This is a genomic window from Shewanella glacialipiscicola, from assembly GCF_023283485.1.
Lineage (GTDB): Bacteria > Pseudomonadota > Gammaproteobacteria > Enterobacterales > Shewanellaceae > Shewanella > Shewanella glacialipiscicola.
In genome coordinates this window covers 1-17,785 of the sequence record NZ_JAKILU010000008.1, presented here as the reverse complement: position 1 = coordinate 17,785, position 17,785 = coordinate 1, and the positions used below count along the sequence as shown (strand labels likewise).

General features: G+C 45.0%; 15 protein-coding genes and 5 tRNA genes. 19 read left to right on the top strand and 1 reads right to left on the bottom strand.

Going from position 1 to position 17,785, the window contains the following annotated elements; all coding sequences use genetic code 11:
* Positions 1–25 precede the first annotated feature (25 nt).
* The 9 genes from eno to rpoS all read left to right on the top strand — a co-directional run bounded on the left by eno (position 26) and on the right by rpoS (position 7,580).
* Positions 26–1,321: a phosphopyruvate hydratase gene (eno, locus tag L2717_RS08460; protein WP_220774879.1), complete on the top strand. Its 1,296-nt coding sequence runs from the start codon at positions 26–28 to the stop codon at positions 1,319–1,321.
* A 99-nt stretch (positions 1,322–1,420) separates the two neighbouring features.
* The gene (gene ftsB, locus L2717_RS08455) at positions 1,421–1,720 is read left to right on the top strand and encodes a cell division protein FtsB (RefSeq protein WP_220774880.1); all 300 of its coding nucleotides are present in this window, start codon (positions 1,421–1,423) and stop codon (positions 1,718–1,720) included.
* A 12-nt stretch (positions 1,721–1,732) separates the two neighbouring features.
* Positions 1,733–2,485, top strand: a complete 753-nt coding sequence (gene ispD, locus L2717_RS08450) for a 2-C-methyl-D-erythritol 4-phosphate cytidylyltransferase (RefSeq protein ID WP_220774881.1) — start codon at positions 1,733–1,735, stop codon at positions 2,483–2,485.
* 31 nt (positions 2,486–2,516) lie between these two features.
* Entirely contained in the window at positions 2,517–3,002 is a 486-nt protein-coding gene (gene ispF / locus L2717_RS08445; protein ID WP_220774882.1) for a 2-C-methyl-D-erythritol 2,4-cyclodiphosphate synthase, read from the top strand.
* A 20-nt stretch (positions 3,003–3,022) separates the two neighbouring features.
* Positions 3,023–4,156 carry a tRNA pseudouridine(13) synthase TruD gene (gene truD / locus L2717_RS08440; RefSeq protein ID WP_220774883.1) on the top strand — a complete coding sequence of 378 codons (1,134 nt, stop codon included), beginning with the start codon at positions 3,023–3,025 and terminating at the stop codon, positions 4,154–4,156.
* The gene (gene surE / locus L2717_RS08435) at positions 4,153–4,902 is read left to right on the top strand and encodes a 5'/3'-nucleotidase SurE (protein WP_220774884.1); all 750 of its coding nucleotides are present in this window, start codon (positions 4,153–4,155) and stop codon (positions 4,900–4,902) included. The genes truD and surE overlap by 4 nt, the downstream gene beginning before the upstream one ends.
* A complete protein-coding gene (locus tag L2717_RS08430; protein ID WP_220774885.1) occupies positions 4,899–5,534 on the top strand; it encodes a protein-L-isoaspartate(D-aspartate) O-methyltransferase in 636 nt (211 codons plus the stop codon). The genes surE and L2717_RS08430 overlap by 4 nt, the downstream gene beginning before the upstream one ends.
* A 91-nt stretch (positions 5,535–5,625) precedes the next feature.
* Positions 5,626–6,522 (top strand): peptidoglycan DD-metalloendopeptidase family protein, encoded by an 897-nt coding sequence (locus L2717_RS08425; protein WP_248938028.1) that lies wholly within the window; start codon positions 5,626–5,628, stop codon positions 6,520–6,522.
* Between the two features lie 80 nt (positions 6,523–6,602).
* Entirely contained in the window at positions 6,603–7,580 is a 978-nt protein-coding gene (rpoS, locus tag L2717_RS08420) for an RNA polymerase sigma factor RpoS (RefSeq protein WP_220773576.1), read from the top strand.
* A 152-nt stretch (positions 7,581–7,732) separates the two neighbouring features.
* On the opposite strand, the gene mutS is transcribed toward rpoS, so the two are convergent.
* Positions 7,733–10,303 carry a DNA mismatch repair protein MutS gene (gene mutS, locus L2717_RS08415; RefSeq protein ID WP_220773575.1) on the bottom strand — a complete coding sequence of 857 codons (2,571 nt, stop codon included), beginning with the start codon at positions 10,301–10,303 and terminating at the stop codon, positions 7,733–7,735.
* A 398-nt stretch (positions 10,304–10,701) separates the two neighbouring features.
* Between mutS and recA the strand changes: the two genes are divergently transcribed.
* The 10 genes from recA (at position 10,702) to L2717_RS08365 (ending at position 17,773) form a co-directional block, all read left to right on the top strand.
* The gene (gene recA, locus L2717_RS08410) at positions 10,702–11,769 is read left to right on the top strand and encodes a recombinase RecA (protein WP_220773574.1); all 1,068 of its coding nucleotides are present in this window, start codon (positions 10,702–10,704) and stop codon (positions 11,767–11,769) included.
* 17 nt (positions 11,770–11,786) lie between these two features.
* On the top strand, positions 11,787–12,257 hold the full coding sequence (locus L2717_RS08405; RefSeq protein ID WP_373316151.1) for a regulatory protein RecX: 471 nt from the start codon (positions 11,787–11,789) through the stop codon (positions 12,255–12,257).
* Positions 12,258–12,766: 509 nt separating this feature from the next.
* Positions 12,767–15,391, top strand: coding sequence for an alanine--tRNA ligase (alaS, locus tag L2717_RS08400; protein ID WP_220773573.1), 2,625 nt, complete (start codon positions 12,767–12,769; stop codon positions 15,389–15,391).
* A 9-nt stretch (positions 15,392–15,400) separates the two neighbouring features.
* On the top strand, positions 15,401–16,657 hold the full coding sequence (locus L2717_RS08395) for an aspartate kinase (RefSeq protein ID WP_220773572.1): 1,257 nt from the start codon (positions 15,401–15,403) through the stop codon (positions 16,655–16,657).
* A gap of 118 nt (positions 16,658–16,775) precedes the next feature.
* Entirely contained in the window at positions 16,776–16,973 is a 198-nt protein-coding gene (csrA, locus tag L2717_RS08390; protein WP_076496509.1) for a carbon storage regulator CsrA, read from the top strand.
* Between the two features lie 204 nt (positions 16,974–17,177).
* Positions 17,178–17,269 (top strand) — tRNA-Ser (locus tag L2717_RS08385).
* 22 nt (positions 17,270–17,291) lie between these two features.
* Positions 17,292–17,368 (top strand) — tRNA-Arg (locus L2717_RS08380).
* Between the two features lie 38 nt (positions 17,369–17,406).
* Positions 17,407–17,483 (top strand) — tRNA-Arg (locus L2717_RS08375).
* 87 nt (positions 17,484–17,570) lie between these two features.
* Positions 17,571–17,647 (top strand) — tRNA-Arg (locus L2717_RS08370).
* A gap of 49 nt (positions 17,648–17,696) precedes the next feature.
* Positions 17,697–17,773, top strand: a tRNA-Arg gene (locus L2717_RS08365).
* Positions 17,774–17,785: the final 12 nt, after the last annotated feature.

Sequence of the window (17,785 nt, the reverse complement as noted above, 5' to 3'; positions counted from 1 at the left end):
TTTTTAAACTTAAATCGAGGGTGTTATGGCTAAGATTATTAATGTGATTGGTCGCGAGATTATGGATTCTCGTGGTAACCCAACTGTTGAAGCTGAAGTGCATTTAGAAGGCGGCTTTGTAGGTATGGCCGCTGCGCCTTCTGGCGCATCAACCGGTAGCCGCGAAGCGTTAGAATTACGTGATGGCGATAAAGGCCGTTATTTAGGTAAAGGCGTATTAACCGCCGTTGCTAACGTAAATGGTCCAATCCGCGCGGCATTACTGGGTAAAGATTCGACAGCTCAAGCCGAGCTTGATCAAATCATGATCGACTTAGATGGTACAGAAAACAAAGATAAGTTAGGCGCAAACGCGATTCTAGCTGTGTCTTTAGCGGCGGCAAAAGCGGCTGCAGCATTTAAAGGTATTCCTTTATATGCCCACATCGCAGAATTAAACGGTACACCAGGCCAGTATTCAATGCCTGTACCTATGATGAACATCTTAAATGGTGGCGAGCACGCCGATAACAACGTTGATATCCAAGAGTTCATGGTGCAACCTGTTGGCGCAAAAAGCTTCCGTGAAGCACTGCGCATGGGCGCTGAAATTTTCCATACGCTGAAAAAAGTGTTACACGACAAAGGCCTGAGCACTTCTGTGGGTGACGAAGGTGGTTTTGCACCTAACTTAGCGTCAAACGCTGATGCGTTAGCGATTATCAAAGAAGCGGTTGAGCTGGCCGGTTACAAGTTAGGAACGGATGTGACGTTAGCGCTTGATTGCGCAGCATCTGAATTCTACAAAGACGGCAAATACAATTTAGCGGGCGAAGGCAAAGTGTTTGATTCGCACGGTTTCTCTGATTTCTTAAAATCATTGGCCGATCAATACCCAATCGTATCGATTGAAGATGGTTTAGATGAATCAGATTGGGATGGTTGGGCTTATCAAACTCAAATCATGGGCGATAAGATCCAATTAGTAGGCGACGATTTATTCGTTACTAACACTAAAATCTTAACCCGTGGTATTGAAAACGGTATTGCTAACTCAATCCTTATCAAGTTTAACCAAATCGGTTCACTGACAGAAACCTTAGCCGCTATTCGCATGGCGAAAGAAGCGGGTTACACGGCAGTGATTTCACACCGTAGTGGTGAAACTGAAGATTCAACCATTGCTGATTTAGCCGTAGGTACTGCTGCAGGCCAAATCAAAACCGGTTCACTGTGTCGTTCTGATCGCGTGGCTAAGTACAACCAATTGCTGCGTATCGAAGAGCAATTAGGTGAAAAAGCCCCATACCGTGGTTTGAAAGAGATCAAAGGTCAGGCGTAATTTAACGTTTGATTTAAAAAGGCCACCACTTGGTGGCCTTTTTTGTTGTACTATCTGCGATATATTTTTTAAATCTAAGATACTGACGTTAATTCCGCCATGAAATTTTTTGTCATTACACTCATAGTGCTACTCGCTTTACTGCAATTTCGACTTTGGTCGGGAGATAATAGCTTGCCCGAATATTTCGTCCTGCAAAAGCAAATTGCCGCTCAGCAAGAGGGGAATGCCAAACTCAATGAGCGTAACCAAGTGCTTAAGGAAGAAATTATCGACTTGAAAAGTGGCTCTGAAGCCATTGAAGAACGTGCGCGCAACGAACTCGGTATGGTGAAAGAAGGTGAAACCTTTTATCGCGTCGTGGGTGGTGATCGCTCAGTATCTAATCCATCTCAGTAATGTGGAGTTAGGATGACAGCGTTAGAATGTCTCGATCATGGATTACCCACATCAGCTGATCTTGTACGTCAATCTGAGCATGCTGTGGTAGCGATAGTACCCGCTGCCGGTATTGGCAGCCGTATGGGCGCGGATAGACCTAAACAATACCTTGAAGTATGTGGCCAAAGTATTCTTGCTCATACCCTAGATAGACTACTTTTCCACTCACAAATTTCCCAAGTGATTGTTGCTTTACACTCCGATGATAATATTTTCGATTCTCTGCCACAGGCCGTACACCCTAAATTAACCAAAGTATTAGGCGGTGGCGAGCGCGCCGATTCTGTGTTGGCAGCCTTGCAGCTTGCACCGCAAAACAGTTGGGCTTTAGTACATGACGCGGCAAGACCGTGTTTAACTGTGAGTGATATCGATAAGTTACTCGCATCTCGAGTGCAATTCCCCCAAGGCGCAATTTTAGCCATGCCAGTACGAGACACCATGAAGCGTGCAAATCAACAGGGCGAGATAGGTAGCACGGTTTGCCGTGATAATTTATGGCATGCACTGACGCCGCAGTTGTTCAAGGCGCAGCAATTAAAAGGGTGCCTCAATGCGGCGATAGCAGCAGGGGTGGTCGTGACTGATGAGGCTTCGGCAATGGAATGGGCGGGGATATCACCTGGACTCGTTTCTGGCCGTGCCGACAATATTAAAGTGACGCACCCTGATGACTTGGGATTGGCTGAGCTGTTTTTAATGCGCGCATTAACGTCGCAGTAATCAAAACTAAACAATAAATTAGGAACAATAAATGAAGATCCGTATTGGTCATGGTTTCGATGTTCATAAGTTTGGCGCGGCGCAACCCCTCATTCTCTGTGGTGTTGAAGTCCCCTATGAAACTGGCCTAATGGCACATTCTGATGGCGATGTAGTGCTACATGCTATTTCTGATGCAATTTTAGGTGCATTGGCGCTGGGTGACATAGGTAAACATTTTCCTGACACAGATGCTGCCTATAAAGGGGCTGATAGCCGTGTATTGCTACGTCATTGCTATGCTTTAGCCCAAGCTAAAGGGTTTGAACTGGGTAATCTCGATGTCACCATCATAGCTCAAGCTCCTAAAATGGCGCCGCACATTGAGGCTATGCGCCAGATATTGGCCGCCGATTTAACCGCGCAACTTGACGACATTAACGTTAAGGCGACCACAACTGAACTGCTAGGATTTACCGGACGTAAAGAAGGTATTGCAGTGGAAGCTGTAGTACTGATGGTCCGTAAACACGATTAACTTGAGAGTAAAAGAGTCCCATGAGCGAATTACATTATCTGTATGGCAAGCCTTTAGGTACAGCAGATCTAAGAACCCAAAATAGCGATTTTATCGTGAAAGAGATTTTACCTTTTAGCCCAACGGGTGAAGGTGAACATCATATGCTGCATGTACGTAAAGAGGGTTTTAATACAGTACAAGTGGCTGAGATGATCGCTAAGTTCGCTAAAGTGCATCCAAAAGAAGTCACTTACGCTGGGCAAAAAGATAAAAATGCCATCACGGAACAATGGTTTGGTGTGCGTATACCGGGTAAAGAAACACCGCTTTGGAACGATCTTAATAACGAGCGTTTGACCATTTTATCAAGCAGCCGCCACAGTAAAAAACTACGTATTGGTGCTTTGCTGGGCAACCGCTTTATTTTAACGCTACGAAATGTCACCCACGTTGAAGACATTATTAGTCGTATCGAAAAAGTCGCTCAGATTGGAGTACCCAATTATTTTGGTGAGCAGCGTTTTGGTCACGATGGTAAAAACTTAGTCTTTGGTCGCCAAATGATGGCGGGTAAAAAAGTTAAAGATAGAAATAAGCGCAGCATGTATTTGTCTGCCGTACGCTCAAATTTATTTAATACCGTTGTGTCATACCGTTTAGCCAACCATGGCACTAAGCCTCTCGCGGGTGATTGTGTGATGTTAGCGGGTAGTAAAAGCTTTTTCGTGACGCCTGAATGGGATTTGGTCGTGCTGAAACGTCTGATTGAAAAAGATATTCAACTATCAGCACCATTGTGGGGTCGCGGCATGATGTTGCCTCAAGGCGAAGCCGCTGCGGTAGAAACTTTGGCTTTGACTGAGTTAGCTGAAGATTGTTATGGTCTTGAACATGCAGGATTAGAGCAGGAGCGTCGTCCATTGCTCCTTGAGCCGCAAGCGCTTAAGTATGAGCAAACAGCAGAGGGCTTAATACTAGAGTTTGTGTTGCCTGCTGGCAGTTTCGCGACATCGTTATTGAGAGAATTAGTTAATTATCAAGATGTGAAAGAGCAGCAATGGCAAGCGACACTGGTGCAAGAGCCTGCATCTGAGGCTACGAGTGTTGACATAGCGACTAATACGATAGCACCTAACACTGAAGCATCATCTAGCACTGAAGCTGCATCATGATCCGTATCCTTGTAAGTAATGATGATGGAATTCATGCGCCGGGTATCAAAGCGTTATCCGAGGCAATGGCTGAAATTGCCACAGTATTGACTGTGGGGCCTGATCGTAATTGTTCGGGGGCAAGTAACTCATTAACCTTGACTAATCCATTAAGAATTAATAGGTTAGATAGTGGTTATATTTCAGTCCACGGTACACCGACCGATTGCGTTCATTTAGCGATTCGAGAATTGTATGATGGCGAGCCCGATATGGTGGTTTCAGGCATCAATGCTGGCGCCAATATGGGCGATGATACCTTGTATTCAGGTACGGTTGCCGCGGCAATGGAAGGGCGTTTTTTAGGTTTTCCTGCCGTTGCCATTTCGCTTGATGGCCGAAAGTTTGAGCATTATCAAACTGCGGCTGTATATGCACGGCGGATAGTGCAAGGATTGCTCGCTCATCCTTTGGCGAAAGACCAGATTTTAAATGTCAACGTACCTGATTTACCACTTGAGCAAATCAAAGGCATAAGGGTCACTCGCCTTGGCGCTCGAGATAAGGCCGAGGGCGTTGTACGCACCCAAGATCCTGCAGGAAGAGAGATATTTTGGCTTGGACCTCCGGGGCAAGAGCAGGACGCGAGTGAAGGTACTGATTTTCATGCCATCGCTAATGGTTATGTTTCTATAACACCTTTGACGGTAGATTTGACCGCTTATGGACAAATATCGGCATTACAAAATTGGGTAGATAAAATATGACTCGAGTTGCCTTAACATCGGCAGTGAATTTAGCTAAAAAGCTTCATGAAGCGGGCATCCGCAATCAAGCCGTGTTAAAGGCAATATCGTGTACACCACGGGAAATGTTTCTCGATAATGCTTTAGCCCACAAAGCCTATGAAAATACCGCTTTGCCAATTGGGCAAGGGCAAACTATCTCCCAGCCTTATATTGTGGCTCGTATGACGGAGTTGCTGCTGCATAAAATGCCGCAGCGTGTGTTAGAGGTCGGCACGGGATCGGGCTATCAGGCGGCAGTGTTAGCGCAGTTAGTCCCACAACTGTGTACCATTGAGCGGATAAAAAGCTTACAAATTCAAGCTAGGCAGCGTTTAAAGCGCTTAGACTTACATAATGTATCATTCAAATACGGCAATGGTTGGTTAGGTTGGTCTAATCGCAGTCCGTTTGATGCCATTATGGTGACAGCGGCAGCGGCGACAATCCCCGAGGCGTTATTGTCACAACTCACTGAGGGCGGTGTGTTAGTTTTACCAGTCGGGGAAGATACCCAGCAATTGATGCGGATTACCCGAACAGCAGATCGCTTTAGCTCTGAAATTATCGAAACGGTTAAATTTGTGCCACTGATTAACGGGGAGCTGGCTTAATCTGGCATTATGGCCTTGTCCTATATCAATATTTTTTCGGCCGCACTTTTCTCATCATAAACAGTAATCCAACCCTATCAAGGAGTTTTTATTGTTAAATGCGGGTTTACTCTTAAACCTATGTTTTGTATTTCTGCTTGTAGGCTGTAGCTTTCAGGCCAGTCGTCCTGCACCTGTCGAAAATGCTTCCCATAGCTATGCTAAAAATGGCAGAGGCCACATTAAATCGAATTCATATAAAGTTAAAAAAGGTGACACGCTTTACTCTATTTCGTGGGCGGCAGGAAAAGATTTCTCTGAAATAGCTAAATTAAACCAATTAGATAACGCTTATACAATTTATCCCGGACAGGTGTTATCTCTCACAACGGTTAAGAATAGCGTTAAGTCAAAACCACCGACTATAGATAGCGGAGCCACGACGACTAAGGGCGGGCAGGGAGGTAAAGGTATTGCAGATCAGTCTGTTAAGTCGATTTCTAAAGCAGATGCCCGGTTAAAGCAAGAACAAAAAATAACACTTGATCAGAAAGTAAAGCCTGCGTACCCTGTAACAAGTTCAAAACAAATTGTTAACGATGTTCGGGGCGCACCTACTTCTACACTGCCAGCGAGCGTGAGTCAGTGGGAGTGGCCAGTAAAAGGAACATTAATAGGAACTTACTCTGCCAATGAGCAGGGAAATAAAGGAATTAAGATCGCTGGCAATCGAGGAGATATCATCAAAGCTGCTGCAGATGGGCGGGTGGTATATGCAGGAAGTGCTCTTCGGGGTTACGGTAATTTAGTTATTATTAAACACAGTGACGATTATCTGAGTGCTTACGCTCATACGGATACGATCTTAGTTAAAGAGAAGCAACATGTCCTCGCTGGACAAACCGTTGCAAAAATGGGTAATACAGGTGCTAATCGGGTAATGCTACATTTTGAAATTCGTTACCATGGAAAATCTGTAAACCCACTTACTTATTTACCTAAACAATGATTGTTTGGGGCCTTGTTGGCAAATGGAGGATATAAAATTGTAATAATTCAGCAATTTAATTAGGTTTGGGAGATTTAATCATGAGCCGCATAAATAGCACTGCCGCAAAAGCACTAGTCGATTTTTCCATTGAAACCACAGACATTGATCTGGAAAAAGACGCGAACCCCGATTTAGTCCAAGAGCTAGGTATAGAACAACAGGTTCAAGAAGACCTACAAAAAAATCTTGATGCCACTCAGCTTTATCTAGGTGAGATCGGTTTTTCCCCGTTGCTAAGCGCAGAAGAAGAAGTTTACTTTTCCCGTAAAGCTTTAAAAGGCTGTGCCAAATCCCGCAATCGCATGATCGAAAGTAATTTACGTCTGGTAGTTAAGATTGCACGTCGTTACAACAATCGTGGTTTAGCCCTGCTTGATCTTATTGAAGAAGGCAATTTAGGCTTAATTCGCGCCGTTGAGAAGTTTGATCCCGAAAGAGGTTTCCGTTTTTCAACCTATGCGACTTGGTGGATTAGACAAACCATTGAACGTGCCATTATGAACCAAACTCGTACTATCCGTTTGCCAATTCATGTTGTTAAAGAGCTGAACGTGTACTTACGTACTGCCCGCGAGTTAGCTCAAAAACTCGATCACGAGCCTACAGCCGAAGAAATCGCTGAAAAATTACAGGTTTCTAGTTCAGATGTTAGTCGTATGCTTAAATTGAATGAAAAAATTACCTCTGTGGATACCCCATTAGGCGGCGATAGCGAGAAGGCATTACTGGATATTTTAGCCGATGATGATAGCGTTGGTCCTGATTATAAAGTGCAAGATGAAGACATCTCTAACTCAATTGTTAAGTGGCTTAATGAGCTAAATACTAAGCAAAGAGAAGTATTAGCCCGTCGTTTTGGTTTGTTAGGTTATGAACCTTCTACGCTTGAAGATGTGGGGGCTGAAATTGGGTTAACTCGTGAACGCGTGCGCCAAATTCAAGTAGAAGCGCTAAAACGTTTACGGGACTTATTGGGATCACAAGGCCTATCGGTTGAGGCTTTATTTAGAGACTAAGGGCAGTTTTCTGCTTCTCTTTGGATAATCGCCAGCCATCCTATTGGCACTTGATGCGGTAAATAAAGTAAAACGCCCACGATTGTGGGCGTTATTGTTTTTACATTTCCATCAATATCAGCTTATCCAGCGTATTAATTCAACCAAGCCGTTTAGCTCAAACGCTTCAGCTCATAGAGTAAATCAAGTGCTTGTTTTGGACTTAGATTATCTGGGTTAATACTGCTTAACTTCGTTAACGCTGGGTTTTCAAGAGGCTCAGATAGCGCGAGTAAGCTTTGGATTGGCATTTTTGCGCCTTCTGATTGATGATCACGGCTCTCTAATTGTTGTAGCTTATGTTTGGCTGCTTTAATCACTTTACTGGGGACACCAGCCAGCGCTGCAACTTGCAAACCGTAACTTTTACTGGCCGCGCCTTCCTGTACTGCGTGCATAAAAGCAATGGTGTCTTCGTGCTCAATCGCATCAAGGTGCACGTTATAAATACCGGTAATGAGTTCAGGTAACTGAGTAAGCTCAAAATAATGTGTTGCGAATAAGGTCATGGCGCCGACCTGCTGGGCTAAATATTCTGCTGCTGACCAAGCGAGTGATAAGCCATCATAGGTGGATGTCCCGCGGCCAATTTCATCTATTAACACTAGGCTACTAGCCGTTGCATTGTGCAAAATATTTGCAGTTTCAGTCATCTCCACCATAAAGGTTGAGCGGCCAGATGCCAGATCGTCTGATGCACCAATACGCGTAAATATGCGATCGATTGGGCCAATAAGGGCATATTCTGCTGGAACAAAACAGCCAATATGTGCCATAAGCGTAATCAAGGCCACTTGGCGCATGTACGTTGATTTACCACCCATATTAGGGCCCGTAACAATCAACATGCGTCTTTGAGGGTGCAAGGTGACTGGGTTAGCGATAAAAGGCGTTTGGCTGACGCGCTCAACCACAGGGTGACGACCAGCATTAATCTGCACGCCAATATCTAGGCTTAATTCAGGGCAGGTGTAGCCTAAGGTTTCTGCGCGCTCGGCAAAGTTACTTAGCACATCAAGCTCAGCTGCTGCCCGTGCAAAAGCTTGTAATTCATGTAATTTGGGTAAGATTAGATCGAATAACTGTTCCCATAACTGCTTTTCGAGTGCCAGCGCTTTACCTTGGCTCGACAACACTTTTTCTTCGTACACCTTAAGTTCGGGCGTGATATAGCGCTCCATATTTTTAAGGGTTTGACGGCGTTGGTAATCAAGCGGTACTTGTGCTGATTGTAGGCGGCTTACTTCAATGTAATAACCGTGTACGCGGTTATAACCTACTTTAAGTGTATTGATACCGGTACGTTCTTTCTCTCTGGCTTCGAGTTGTACTAAATAGTCACTCGCACCTTCACTCAGTGCCCGCCATTCATCTAATTCGCTGTCGTAGCCTTCACGGATCACGCCGCCATCGCGAATGAGCATAGGTGGATTATCCACTATCGCGCGCTCGAGTAGCGTTTGTTGCTCAGGAAATTCGCCCAAGTATTGACATAATTTGACTGTATGCGGTGCGCTTAGTGTACTTAAACTCAGTTGCAACGCAGGCAAAAGACTCAGTGCTTGGCGTAAACGGGCAAAATCCCTTGGACGCGCGGTGCGCAGGGCGAGTCTTGCCATGATACGTTCAATATCGCCAAGGGCTTTTAGCTGTTCATGCAGGCTCTCGTACGCGGCGTTATCGAGCAGTTCTGATATAGCCTGTTGGCGAGCGCGAATTTGATTTGGATCGCGCAACGGTTGATGGATCCAGCGCTGCAACATGCGGCTGCCCATAGGCGTAGCTGTGTTATCTAAAACGGCGGCTAAGGTATTATCGCGCCCACCGGCAAGATTTTGGGTGAGTTCTAGATTACGACGCGTTGCGGCATCCAGTACTATGCTATCGCTTTGATTGAAGCGAGTAATGGCATTGATATGGGGCAGAGCTGTGCGCTGGGTATCTTTGACATATTGCATCAAACAACCCGCCGCCTGTAAGGATAGACGTGCGTCAGCGACCCCAAAACCATGCAAGTCTTTCGTACCAAACTGGGTCAGCAATAATTTAAGACTAGTGTCGTAATCAAACTCCCATTCCGGGCGACGGCGTTTGCCCTTAAAGCCGCTGAGCAGCCTAAGCTCACCAAAATCTTCACTGTAGAGAATTTCTACAGGGTTTGTGCGCTGTAACTCAGCTTCTAACGACTCTATAGTGTCAAGTTCAGCAATGACAAAACGTCCAGATGACACATCTAACGTCGCATAACCAAAGCCAATTTTACCTTGATAAACCGCCGCTAACAGGTTGTCTTGGCGTTCTTGCAGCAGTGCTTCGTCGGTTAATGTTCCTGGCGTGACGATACGCACGACTTTACGTTCAACCGGCCCTTTAGAGGTTGCTGGATCGCCAATTTGTTCGCATATGGCAACCGATTGGCCAATTTGAACTAATTTTGCAAGATAACCTTCTACAGCATGGTAAGGGAGTCCTGCCATGGGAATTGGGTCGCCACCACTTTTACCACGCGCAGTAAGTGAAATGCCCAATAATTCAGATGCTCGTTTAGCATCATCATAAAACAACTCGTAAAAGTCACCCATTCGGTAGAAAAGCAACATGTCGTGATGTTCTGCTTTCATCGCCAAGTATTGACGCATCATAGGGGTATGTTTTTCTAAATCATTGGTATCAATTGCATTCATTAAATCGTTATCGTCCGTTGTGGCTGCCTAAAGGCGATATCAGTTTGCTATGGTCATTAAGCGCTATGTTAGCAGAAGACCGCAGTATAAGTTTTAGCTTTAAAATTCACTCAAAATTAGTTACGCCAATCTTAGCAATAATTTATCGAAAATTGCGCCCTTAAGCATGCATATTCGGTAAGGTGATAGCTTATCTGATTTTATATTCGCTAAAACCTTAACCAGATTGAAAAATATCCTAAGCTAAAAATAATTCAGCCACAGGTCTTGATACTGTATGATTGTACAGTATACTAGTCAGCAGAATTAAGGCAAAAAGCCCTGCTTTTTGAATTACCCGTTTTTAAATTGAATATCACTTTTGACAGCTTATGGCTTGTCTTAATGAGGGAACTGGAATGAAGGTCGATCCAAATAAAGAGAAAGCACTTGCTGCAGTATTGAGCCAGATTGAAAAACAATTTGGTAAAGGCTCCATCATGAAGCTGGGCGAAGATCGCTCAATGGATGTTGAGACCATTTCTACCGGTTCTCTGTCTCTGGACGTCGCTCTGGGTGCGGGTGGTTTACCTATGGGTCGTATTGTTGAGATCTATGGCCCTGAATCATCGGGTAAAACGACATTGACGTTAGAAGTGATTGCCGCAGCGCAACGTCAGGGGAAAACCTGTGCTTTTATCGATGCTGAGCATGCACTAGACCCTATTTATGCAAAAAAATTAGGTGTAGATATTGATAACCTACTTTGTTCACAACCAGATACGGGTGAGCAAGCACTGGAAATTTGTGATGCATTAACTCGCTCTGGCGCTGTTGATGTCATTGTTGTCGACTCAGTGGCTGCCTTAACGCCTAAAGCTGAAATTGAAGGCGAAATTGGTGATTCTCATATGGGCTTAGCGGCACGTATGATGAGCCAAGCGATGCGTAAGCTTGCGGGTAACTTAAAGCAATCTAATACGTTACTTATTTTCATCAACCAAATCCGTATGAAGATTGGTGTGATGTTCGGTAACCCAGAAACGACCACGGGTGGTAACGCACTGAAGTTCTATGCTTCTGTACGCTTAGATATTCGCCGTACTGGCGCGATTAAAGATGGCGATGAAGTTATTGGTAACGAAACACGCGTTAAAGTCGTTAAAAACAAAATTGCAGCCCCCTTTAAGCAAGCCGAATTCCAAATTCTCTATGGCCAAGGTATTAACCGTACAGGCGAGTTAGTCGATTTAGGTGTAGCGCATAAATTGGTTGAGAAAGCGGGTGCTTGGTATAGTTATAAAGGTGAGAAAATTGGTCAAGGCCGTGCCAATGCAGGACGTTTCTTAACTGAAAATCCAGCGATTGCTGCTGAAATTGACGCTACTTTACGTGAATTGTTGCTCAGCAAAGGTGGCATACCTGCTACTGATAAAGTATCACATAGCGATGATAATGTTGATTTAGAGACAGGCGAAGTATTCTGAGCCAGTCTGCCCGTCAAATCGCGGTCGCGCTGTTAGCGCGCCGCGATTATTCCCGCCTACAAGTCCGCGATAAACTGCTTGAAAAAGGCTTTGATCTCATCGATATCGAACCCGCACTCGATGCTTGTGAGTCATCAGGTTTTATCAATGACAATCGTTATGCCGAGCTATTAGTGCGTAGCCACATTAGTCGAGGCCACGGTGCAATTCGAATCCGCCAAGCTATTGCGCAGAAAGGCCTATCTAAAGATTGTATTGAAGCGGCTTTGACGAATAGTGATTGTGATTGGTTTGAGCTTGCAAAAGACAAAGCGATAAAAAAATACGGTATTCCACGCGTCACAGAGGTTAAGGGCTCAACGGCTCGCGATCTTATTGCTAAGGAGAAAGCTAAACGGGTACGTTTTTTAATGGGCCAAGGTTTTAGCTACGATCAAATTAGTTATGCATTAGCTGTAGATCCTAATGATCTTGACGAGAATAATTAATAACCCAGTTTAAAAAATAGCGGTACAAAATAGCAGTATAAAAAGCTCATCCCCAAATATTCACATTTTGAGACTTTCTCACCTCATCCCGCTGTATATCTATTCGCTTAAACATTGCCGTTATCACTAAAATGACAGAGTCTTCGATTAGCATTTTTTGCATGTTTTGCTTCTCACCATCCTATCCTGACATCTGGTGTCCACTCGCTAATAAAGCACTGAGTGCTGCATTGGCAATGGGTCACTTATCCCGTTAGGTTTTATAAATGGCCGTAATCTAGACATATAGCGTGGATCCCATTTGTGCAGGACGATTAATGAGCTTACCTAAAGCGCGTTAAATAGTGGGTTAAATTCCCGTTAAATCGGCCGTTTTGGGCTGGTTTGGCGATATATATCCCTAATCAACACTGGTCGTTGCTTCTCAGTCTGCTTATAATGCTGGGCAAATAGAAATACGGCTAGCCTAAGGCTTAGCTGGTAATGCTTACCCAATTCAGGACGATTTCATGTATCAAACTACAGCAGAGCTAAGAAGCGCTTTCCTCGAATTTTTCCGCAGCAATGGCCATCAAGTTGTGGACAGCAGTTCATTAGTGCCAAGCAACGATCCGACACTTTTATTTACCAATGCGGGCATGAACCAATTCAAGGACGTGTTTCTTGGCATGGACAAACGCAATTATACGCGTGCGACCACTGCTCAACGTTGTGTACGTGCTGGTGGTAAGCATAACGATTTAGATAACGTAGGCTACACCGCACGTCATCACACCTTTTTTGAAATGCTGGGTAACTTCAGTTTTGGTGATTATTTTAAAGAAGAAGCGATTCGTTTTGGCTGGACGTTCTTGACCGAAACGCTAAAGCTGCCGAAAGAGCGTCTGTGCGTCACTATTTATCAAACAGATGATGAAGCCTTTGAAATCTGGAATAAAAAGATTGGTGTTGCTGCCGAAAATATTATCCGTATCGGTGATAACAAAGGCGCAGCTTATGCGTCAGATAACTTTTGGCAAATGGGTGATACTGGCCCTTGCGGTCCATGTTCTGAAATTTTTTATGACCATGGCGATCACATTTGGGGCGGCCGTCCTGGTAGTCCTGAAGAAGATGGTGACCGTTTCATCGAGATCTGGAATATCGTTTTCATGCAGTACAACCGCCAAGCATCGGGTGAAATGCTGCCTTTACCTAAGCCATCAGTTGATACTGGCATGGGGATTGAGCGTATTGCCGCGATTATGCAAGGCGTTCACTCTAACTACGAAATAGACATATTCCGTACTTTGATCGCTAAAGCGGCAGAAATCATCGGCGTCAGCGATTTATCTGAAAAGTCGCTACGAGTGATTGCCGATCATATTCGTTCATGTGCCTTTTTAATTGCTGATGGCGTGATGCCATCGAACGAAGGCCGTGGTTATGTACTGCGCCGCATTATTCGCCGCGCTGTTCGCCATGGCAACAAGTTAGGCGCGACCGAAGCATTCTTCTATAAGCTAGTGCCGTCTTTGATCGCTGTGATGGGTGATGCTGCAACAGGGCTCGCTGAAACTCAAGCCATTGTTGAAAAAGCATTAAAAGCAGAAGAAGAGCAATTTGCCCGTACGCTTGAACGTGGTTTAGGCATTTTAGATGCTGCCTTAAACGAGTTAAAAGGCACAACATTAGATGGCGAAACCGTATTTAAGTTGTATGACACCTATGGCTTCCCAATGGATTTAACCGCTGACGTATGTCGTGAGCGTAATATCATTGTTGACGAGGTAGGTTTTGACGTCGCCATGGCTGAGCAACGTAGCCGCGCACAAGCTGCCGGTAACTTTGGTGCAGATTATAACGCGGCGCTGAAAATTGATGCGCAAACTGAGTTTTGTGGTTATACCGAATTAACCGGCCAAGCTAAAGTTACAGCGATTTATCAAAACGGTGAGTCAGTGACGGCTATCAAGGCGGGTGATGAAGCGGTTGTGGTGCTTGATGTAACACCTTTCTACGCTGAATCTGGCGGTCAAGTGGGCGATAAAGGCCAATTGGTTGCTAGCGGTATTGAGTTTACGGTTAACGACACACAAAAATATGGTCAAGCCACGGGTCATCAAGGTGTTTTATCTGTGGGTAGTTTAAGCGTTGGCCAAGTGGTTGAAGCTAAAGTCGACAAAAAGCTGCGTCACCGCACTCAACTCAATCATTCAGTTACCCATTTGCTACATGCTGCGCTGCGCCAAGTGCTTGGTACACATGTCACGCAAAAAGGTTCTTTGGTTGACCCTGATCGTTTACGTTTTGACTTCTCTCATTTTGAAGGCGTTAAAGCGGCTGAATTAAAACAAGTTGAAGAATTAGTTAACACTCAAATTCGCCGTAACCATGAACTTAAAACCGCTGAAATGGGCATCGACGAAGCCAAAGAGAAAGGCGCTATGGCACTCTTTGGTGAGAAATATGACTCACAAGTGCGTGTTGTGACTATGGGGGATTTCTCCATCGAATTATGCGGAGGTACCCATGTTGGCCGCACGGGCGATATTGGTTTATTTAAAATCACTTCAGAAGCGGGTATTGCAGCGGGTGTGCGTCGTATCGAAGCGGTTACCGGTGCAGCAGCAATAGCTTATGTGGCACAACAACAAGCTGAACTGGAAGAAGCTGCAGCCTTATTGAAAGGCGATGCCAACTCAGTGGTCGCTAAGTTAAAAGCGCAGCTCGACAAAATGAAGCAACTCGAAAAAGAAATGGCGCAGTTGAAAGATAAGTTAGCCGCGGCAGCGAGTGCTGACTTAGTCGGTGATGCTGTGGTGATCAATGGCGTTAACGTACTCATTAAAAAGTTAGATGGCGTTGAAGCAAGCTCATTACGCGGTTTGCAAGATGAATTAAAACAGAAATTGAAATCGGCCATTATCGTTCTTGGCACTGCGCAGGAAGGTAAAGTAAACCTGATCGCTGGCGTGAGTAACGATCTGATCAGCAAAGTGAAAGCAGGTGAGTTGGTTGCTATGGTCGCTGCACAAGTCGGCGGTAAAGGCGGCGGTCGTCCTGATATGGCTCAAGCGGGCGGTAGCCAACCAGAAAATCTGGATGCGGCATTGGCTCAAGTATTACCTTGGATTACTGAGCGTCTAGCTTAAGAGGTTGCTGTGCCCCAAAAACGAAAGCTTAGTGGTAGCAAGCTTTTTGTGAAAAAGTTTGGCGGCACTTCGGTGGGTTCTATTGAACGTATCGAAGCGGTCGCTGAGCAAATTACAAAGTCAGCTCACAGTGGTGAACAACAAGTATTAGTCTTATCTGCTATGGCAGGAGAGACTAATCGCCTGTTTGCCCTCGCTGCACAAATTAATCCACGTGCCAGTGCGCGCGAATTAGATATGTTAGTGTCAACCGGTGAGCAAGTGAGTATTGCCCTGATGTCGATGGCGCTGCAGCGCCGCGGTATTAAGGCTAAATCTCTGACTGGCGATCAAGTGCAAATTCATACTAATAGCCAATTTGGTCGCGCCAGCATTGAGCGAGTCGATACTGAGTATCTGCAATCTCTGCTTGATGAGGGTGTGGTGCCAATCGTCGCTGGGTTCCAAGGGATAGATCCTCACGGTGATGTTACAACATTAGGACGTGGCGGTTCAGATACCACCGCCGTTGCATTAGCGGCCGCTTTAGGCGCCGATGAGTGCCAAATCTTTACCGATGTTGCAGGGGTATTTACCACGGATCCTAATATCGATAGCAGTGCCCGCCGCCTCGATGTGATTGGTTTTGATGTCATGCTCGAAATGGCTAAGCTTGGCGCTAAAGTATTGCATCCCGATTCGGTTGAATACGCCGAACGTTTTCGGGTGCCGCTGCGGGTGTTATCAAGCTTTGAAGCTGGGCAGGGCACGTTAATTCAATTTGGCGATGAGTCAGAATTAAGTATGGCTTCGTTAGTCCAAGGCATTGCAGTGAATAAAGCATTGGCGACACTGACGATAGAAGGGCTGTTTACTACCAGTGAGCGCTATCAAGCCCTATTAGGGTGCTTAACTCGGTTAGAAATCGATGTAGAGTTTATCTCGCCATTGCGGATACATGAAGACTCTCCCTCTGGTCGAGTGAGTTTTATGCTCGCTGAAGCAAAGGTGGAGACTTTGCTTAATGAGCTCGAAGGATTAAGCGAAAGCCTTGCTCTTGGACCATTGATTATTGAACGGCAACGTGCAAAAGTATCTTTAGTTGGCAAAGGTTTACAGGCGAAAATAGGATTGTTAGCTAAGATGTTAGAAGTCTTGGGTAATGAAACTATTCATGCTAAGTTACTCACGATGTCAGAGAGTAAATTGTCAACCGTTATCGATGAAAGGGACTTACAGAAGGCGGTACGAGCGTTGCATCACGCTTTCGAGCTAAATAAGGTGTAATTAAATAACCGTTTGCGTATTGAATACTATTAATTTGTACTAAGCTGACCTTATAATAAGCCCATCTACCGGATGAGTGCCGTGTGTAAGCTGAATTAAGAAATAAAGGAGCTATCGAATGCTGATTTTGACTCGTCGTGTTGGCGAAACATTGATGATTGGTGATGAAGTCACCGTTACAGTGCTAGGTGTAAAAGGCAATCAAGTGCGTATCGGTGTAAATGCACCTAAAGAGGTTTCAGTTCATCGTGAAGAAATCTACCAACGCATCCAATCTGAAAAGTCAGGTACACCGTCGGAAGATGGAAACTTTTAATACTTTGTTTAGGCAAGAGTATAGCGGTAACAGAAGAGTCAGTTTTTAGCTGGCTTTTTTATTTTTAAGTTTAAAAGATTGGCGCAAATCAATACATTGGCTTGATATAACAGCAATGTGATTAAAAACAGTTCAAATGGAATCTGTTTCAGAAAAAGGGTTTGACTTATTTTCGTCAAACAGTAATATGTGCGCCAAGAAAACGGAGAGGTGGCCGAGTGGCCGAAGGCGCTCCCCTGCTAAGGGAGTATGGGCTTTAACTCCCATCGAGGGTTCGAATCCCTCCTTCTCCGCCATTTCTTACCGATAGAAAATAATGCGCGTGTAGCTCAGCTGGATAGAGTACCTGGCTACGAACCAGGCGGTCGGAGGTTCGACTCCTTCCACGCGCACCATTTTTTATTCAAGTGTGATATAAGATTAGATACAAGTCGCGCGTGTAGCTCAGCTGGATAGAGTACCTGGCTACGAACCAGGCGGTCGGAGGTTCGACTCCTTCCACGCGCACCATCTCTGCATTAGTTAATCTTTAACTCATCAGTTTTGAATTTCAATTAGAAATTTTGTAAATAGTTGCTTATAGCAAAGTATTAAAATGCGCGTGTAGCTCAGCTGGATAGAGTACCTGGCTACGAACCAGGCGGTCGGAGGTTCGACTCCTTCCACGCGCACCAATTTAAGTTAGTATGATTACGGTCGTACTAATGTTTTACCGTTTAACATGCGCGTGTAGCTCAGCTGGATAGAGTACCTGGCTACGAACCAGGCGGTCGGAGGTTCGACTCCTTCCACGCGCACCAATTTAAGTTAGT

Excerpts from the sequence above, each read along its gene's own strand:
- eno (WP_220774879.1), top strand. The coding sequence starts at position 26 with ATGGCTAAGATTATTAATGTGATTGGTCGCGAGATTATGGATTCTCGT.
- ftsB (WP_220774880.1), top strand. The coding sequence starts at position 1,421 with ATGAAATTTTTTGTCATTACACTCATAGTGCTACTCGCTTTACTGCAA.
- ispD (WP_220774881.1), top strand. The coding sequence starts at position 1,733 with ATGACAGCGTTAGAATGTCTCGATCATGGATTACCCACATCAGCTGAT.
- ispF (WP_220774882.1), top strand. The coding sequence starts at position 2,517 with ATGAAGATCCGTATTGGTCATGGTTTCGATGTTCATAAGTTTGGCGCG.
- truD (WP_220774883.1), top strand. The coding sequence starts at position 3,023 with ATGAGCGAATTACATTATCTGTATGGCAAGCCTTTAGGTACAGCAGAT.
- surE (WP_220774884.1), top strand. The coding sequence starts at position 4,153 with ATGATCCGTATCCTTGTAAGTAATGATGATGGAATTCATGCGCCGGGT.
- L2717_RS08430 (WP_220774885.1), top strand. The coding sequence starts at position 4,899 with ATGACTCGAGTTGCCTTAACATCGGCAGTGAATTTAGCTAAAAAGCTT.
- rpoS (WP_220773576.1), top strand. The coding sequence starts at position 6,603 with ATGAGCCGCATAAATAGCACTGCCGCAAAAGCACTAGTCGATTTTTCC.
- mutS (WP_220773575.1), bottom strand. The coding sequence starts at position 10,303 with ATGAATGCAATTGATACCAATGATTTAGAAAAACATACCCCTATGATG.
- recA (WP_220773574.1), top strand. The coding sequence starts at position 10,702 with ATGAAGGTCGATCCAAATAAAGAGAAAGCACTTGCTGCAGTATTGAGC.
- alaS (WP_220773573.1), top strand. The coding sequence starts at position 12,767 with ATGTATCAAACTACAGCAGAGCTAAGAAGCGCTTTCCTCGAATTTTTC.
- csrA (WP_076496509.1), top strand. The coding sequence starts at position 16,776 with ATGCTGATTTTGACTCGTCGTGTTGGCGAAACATTGATGATTGGTGAT.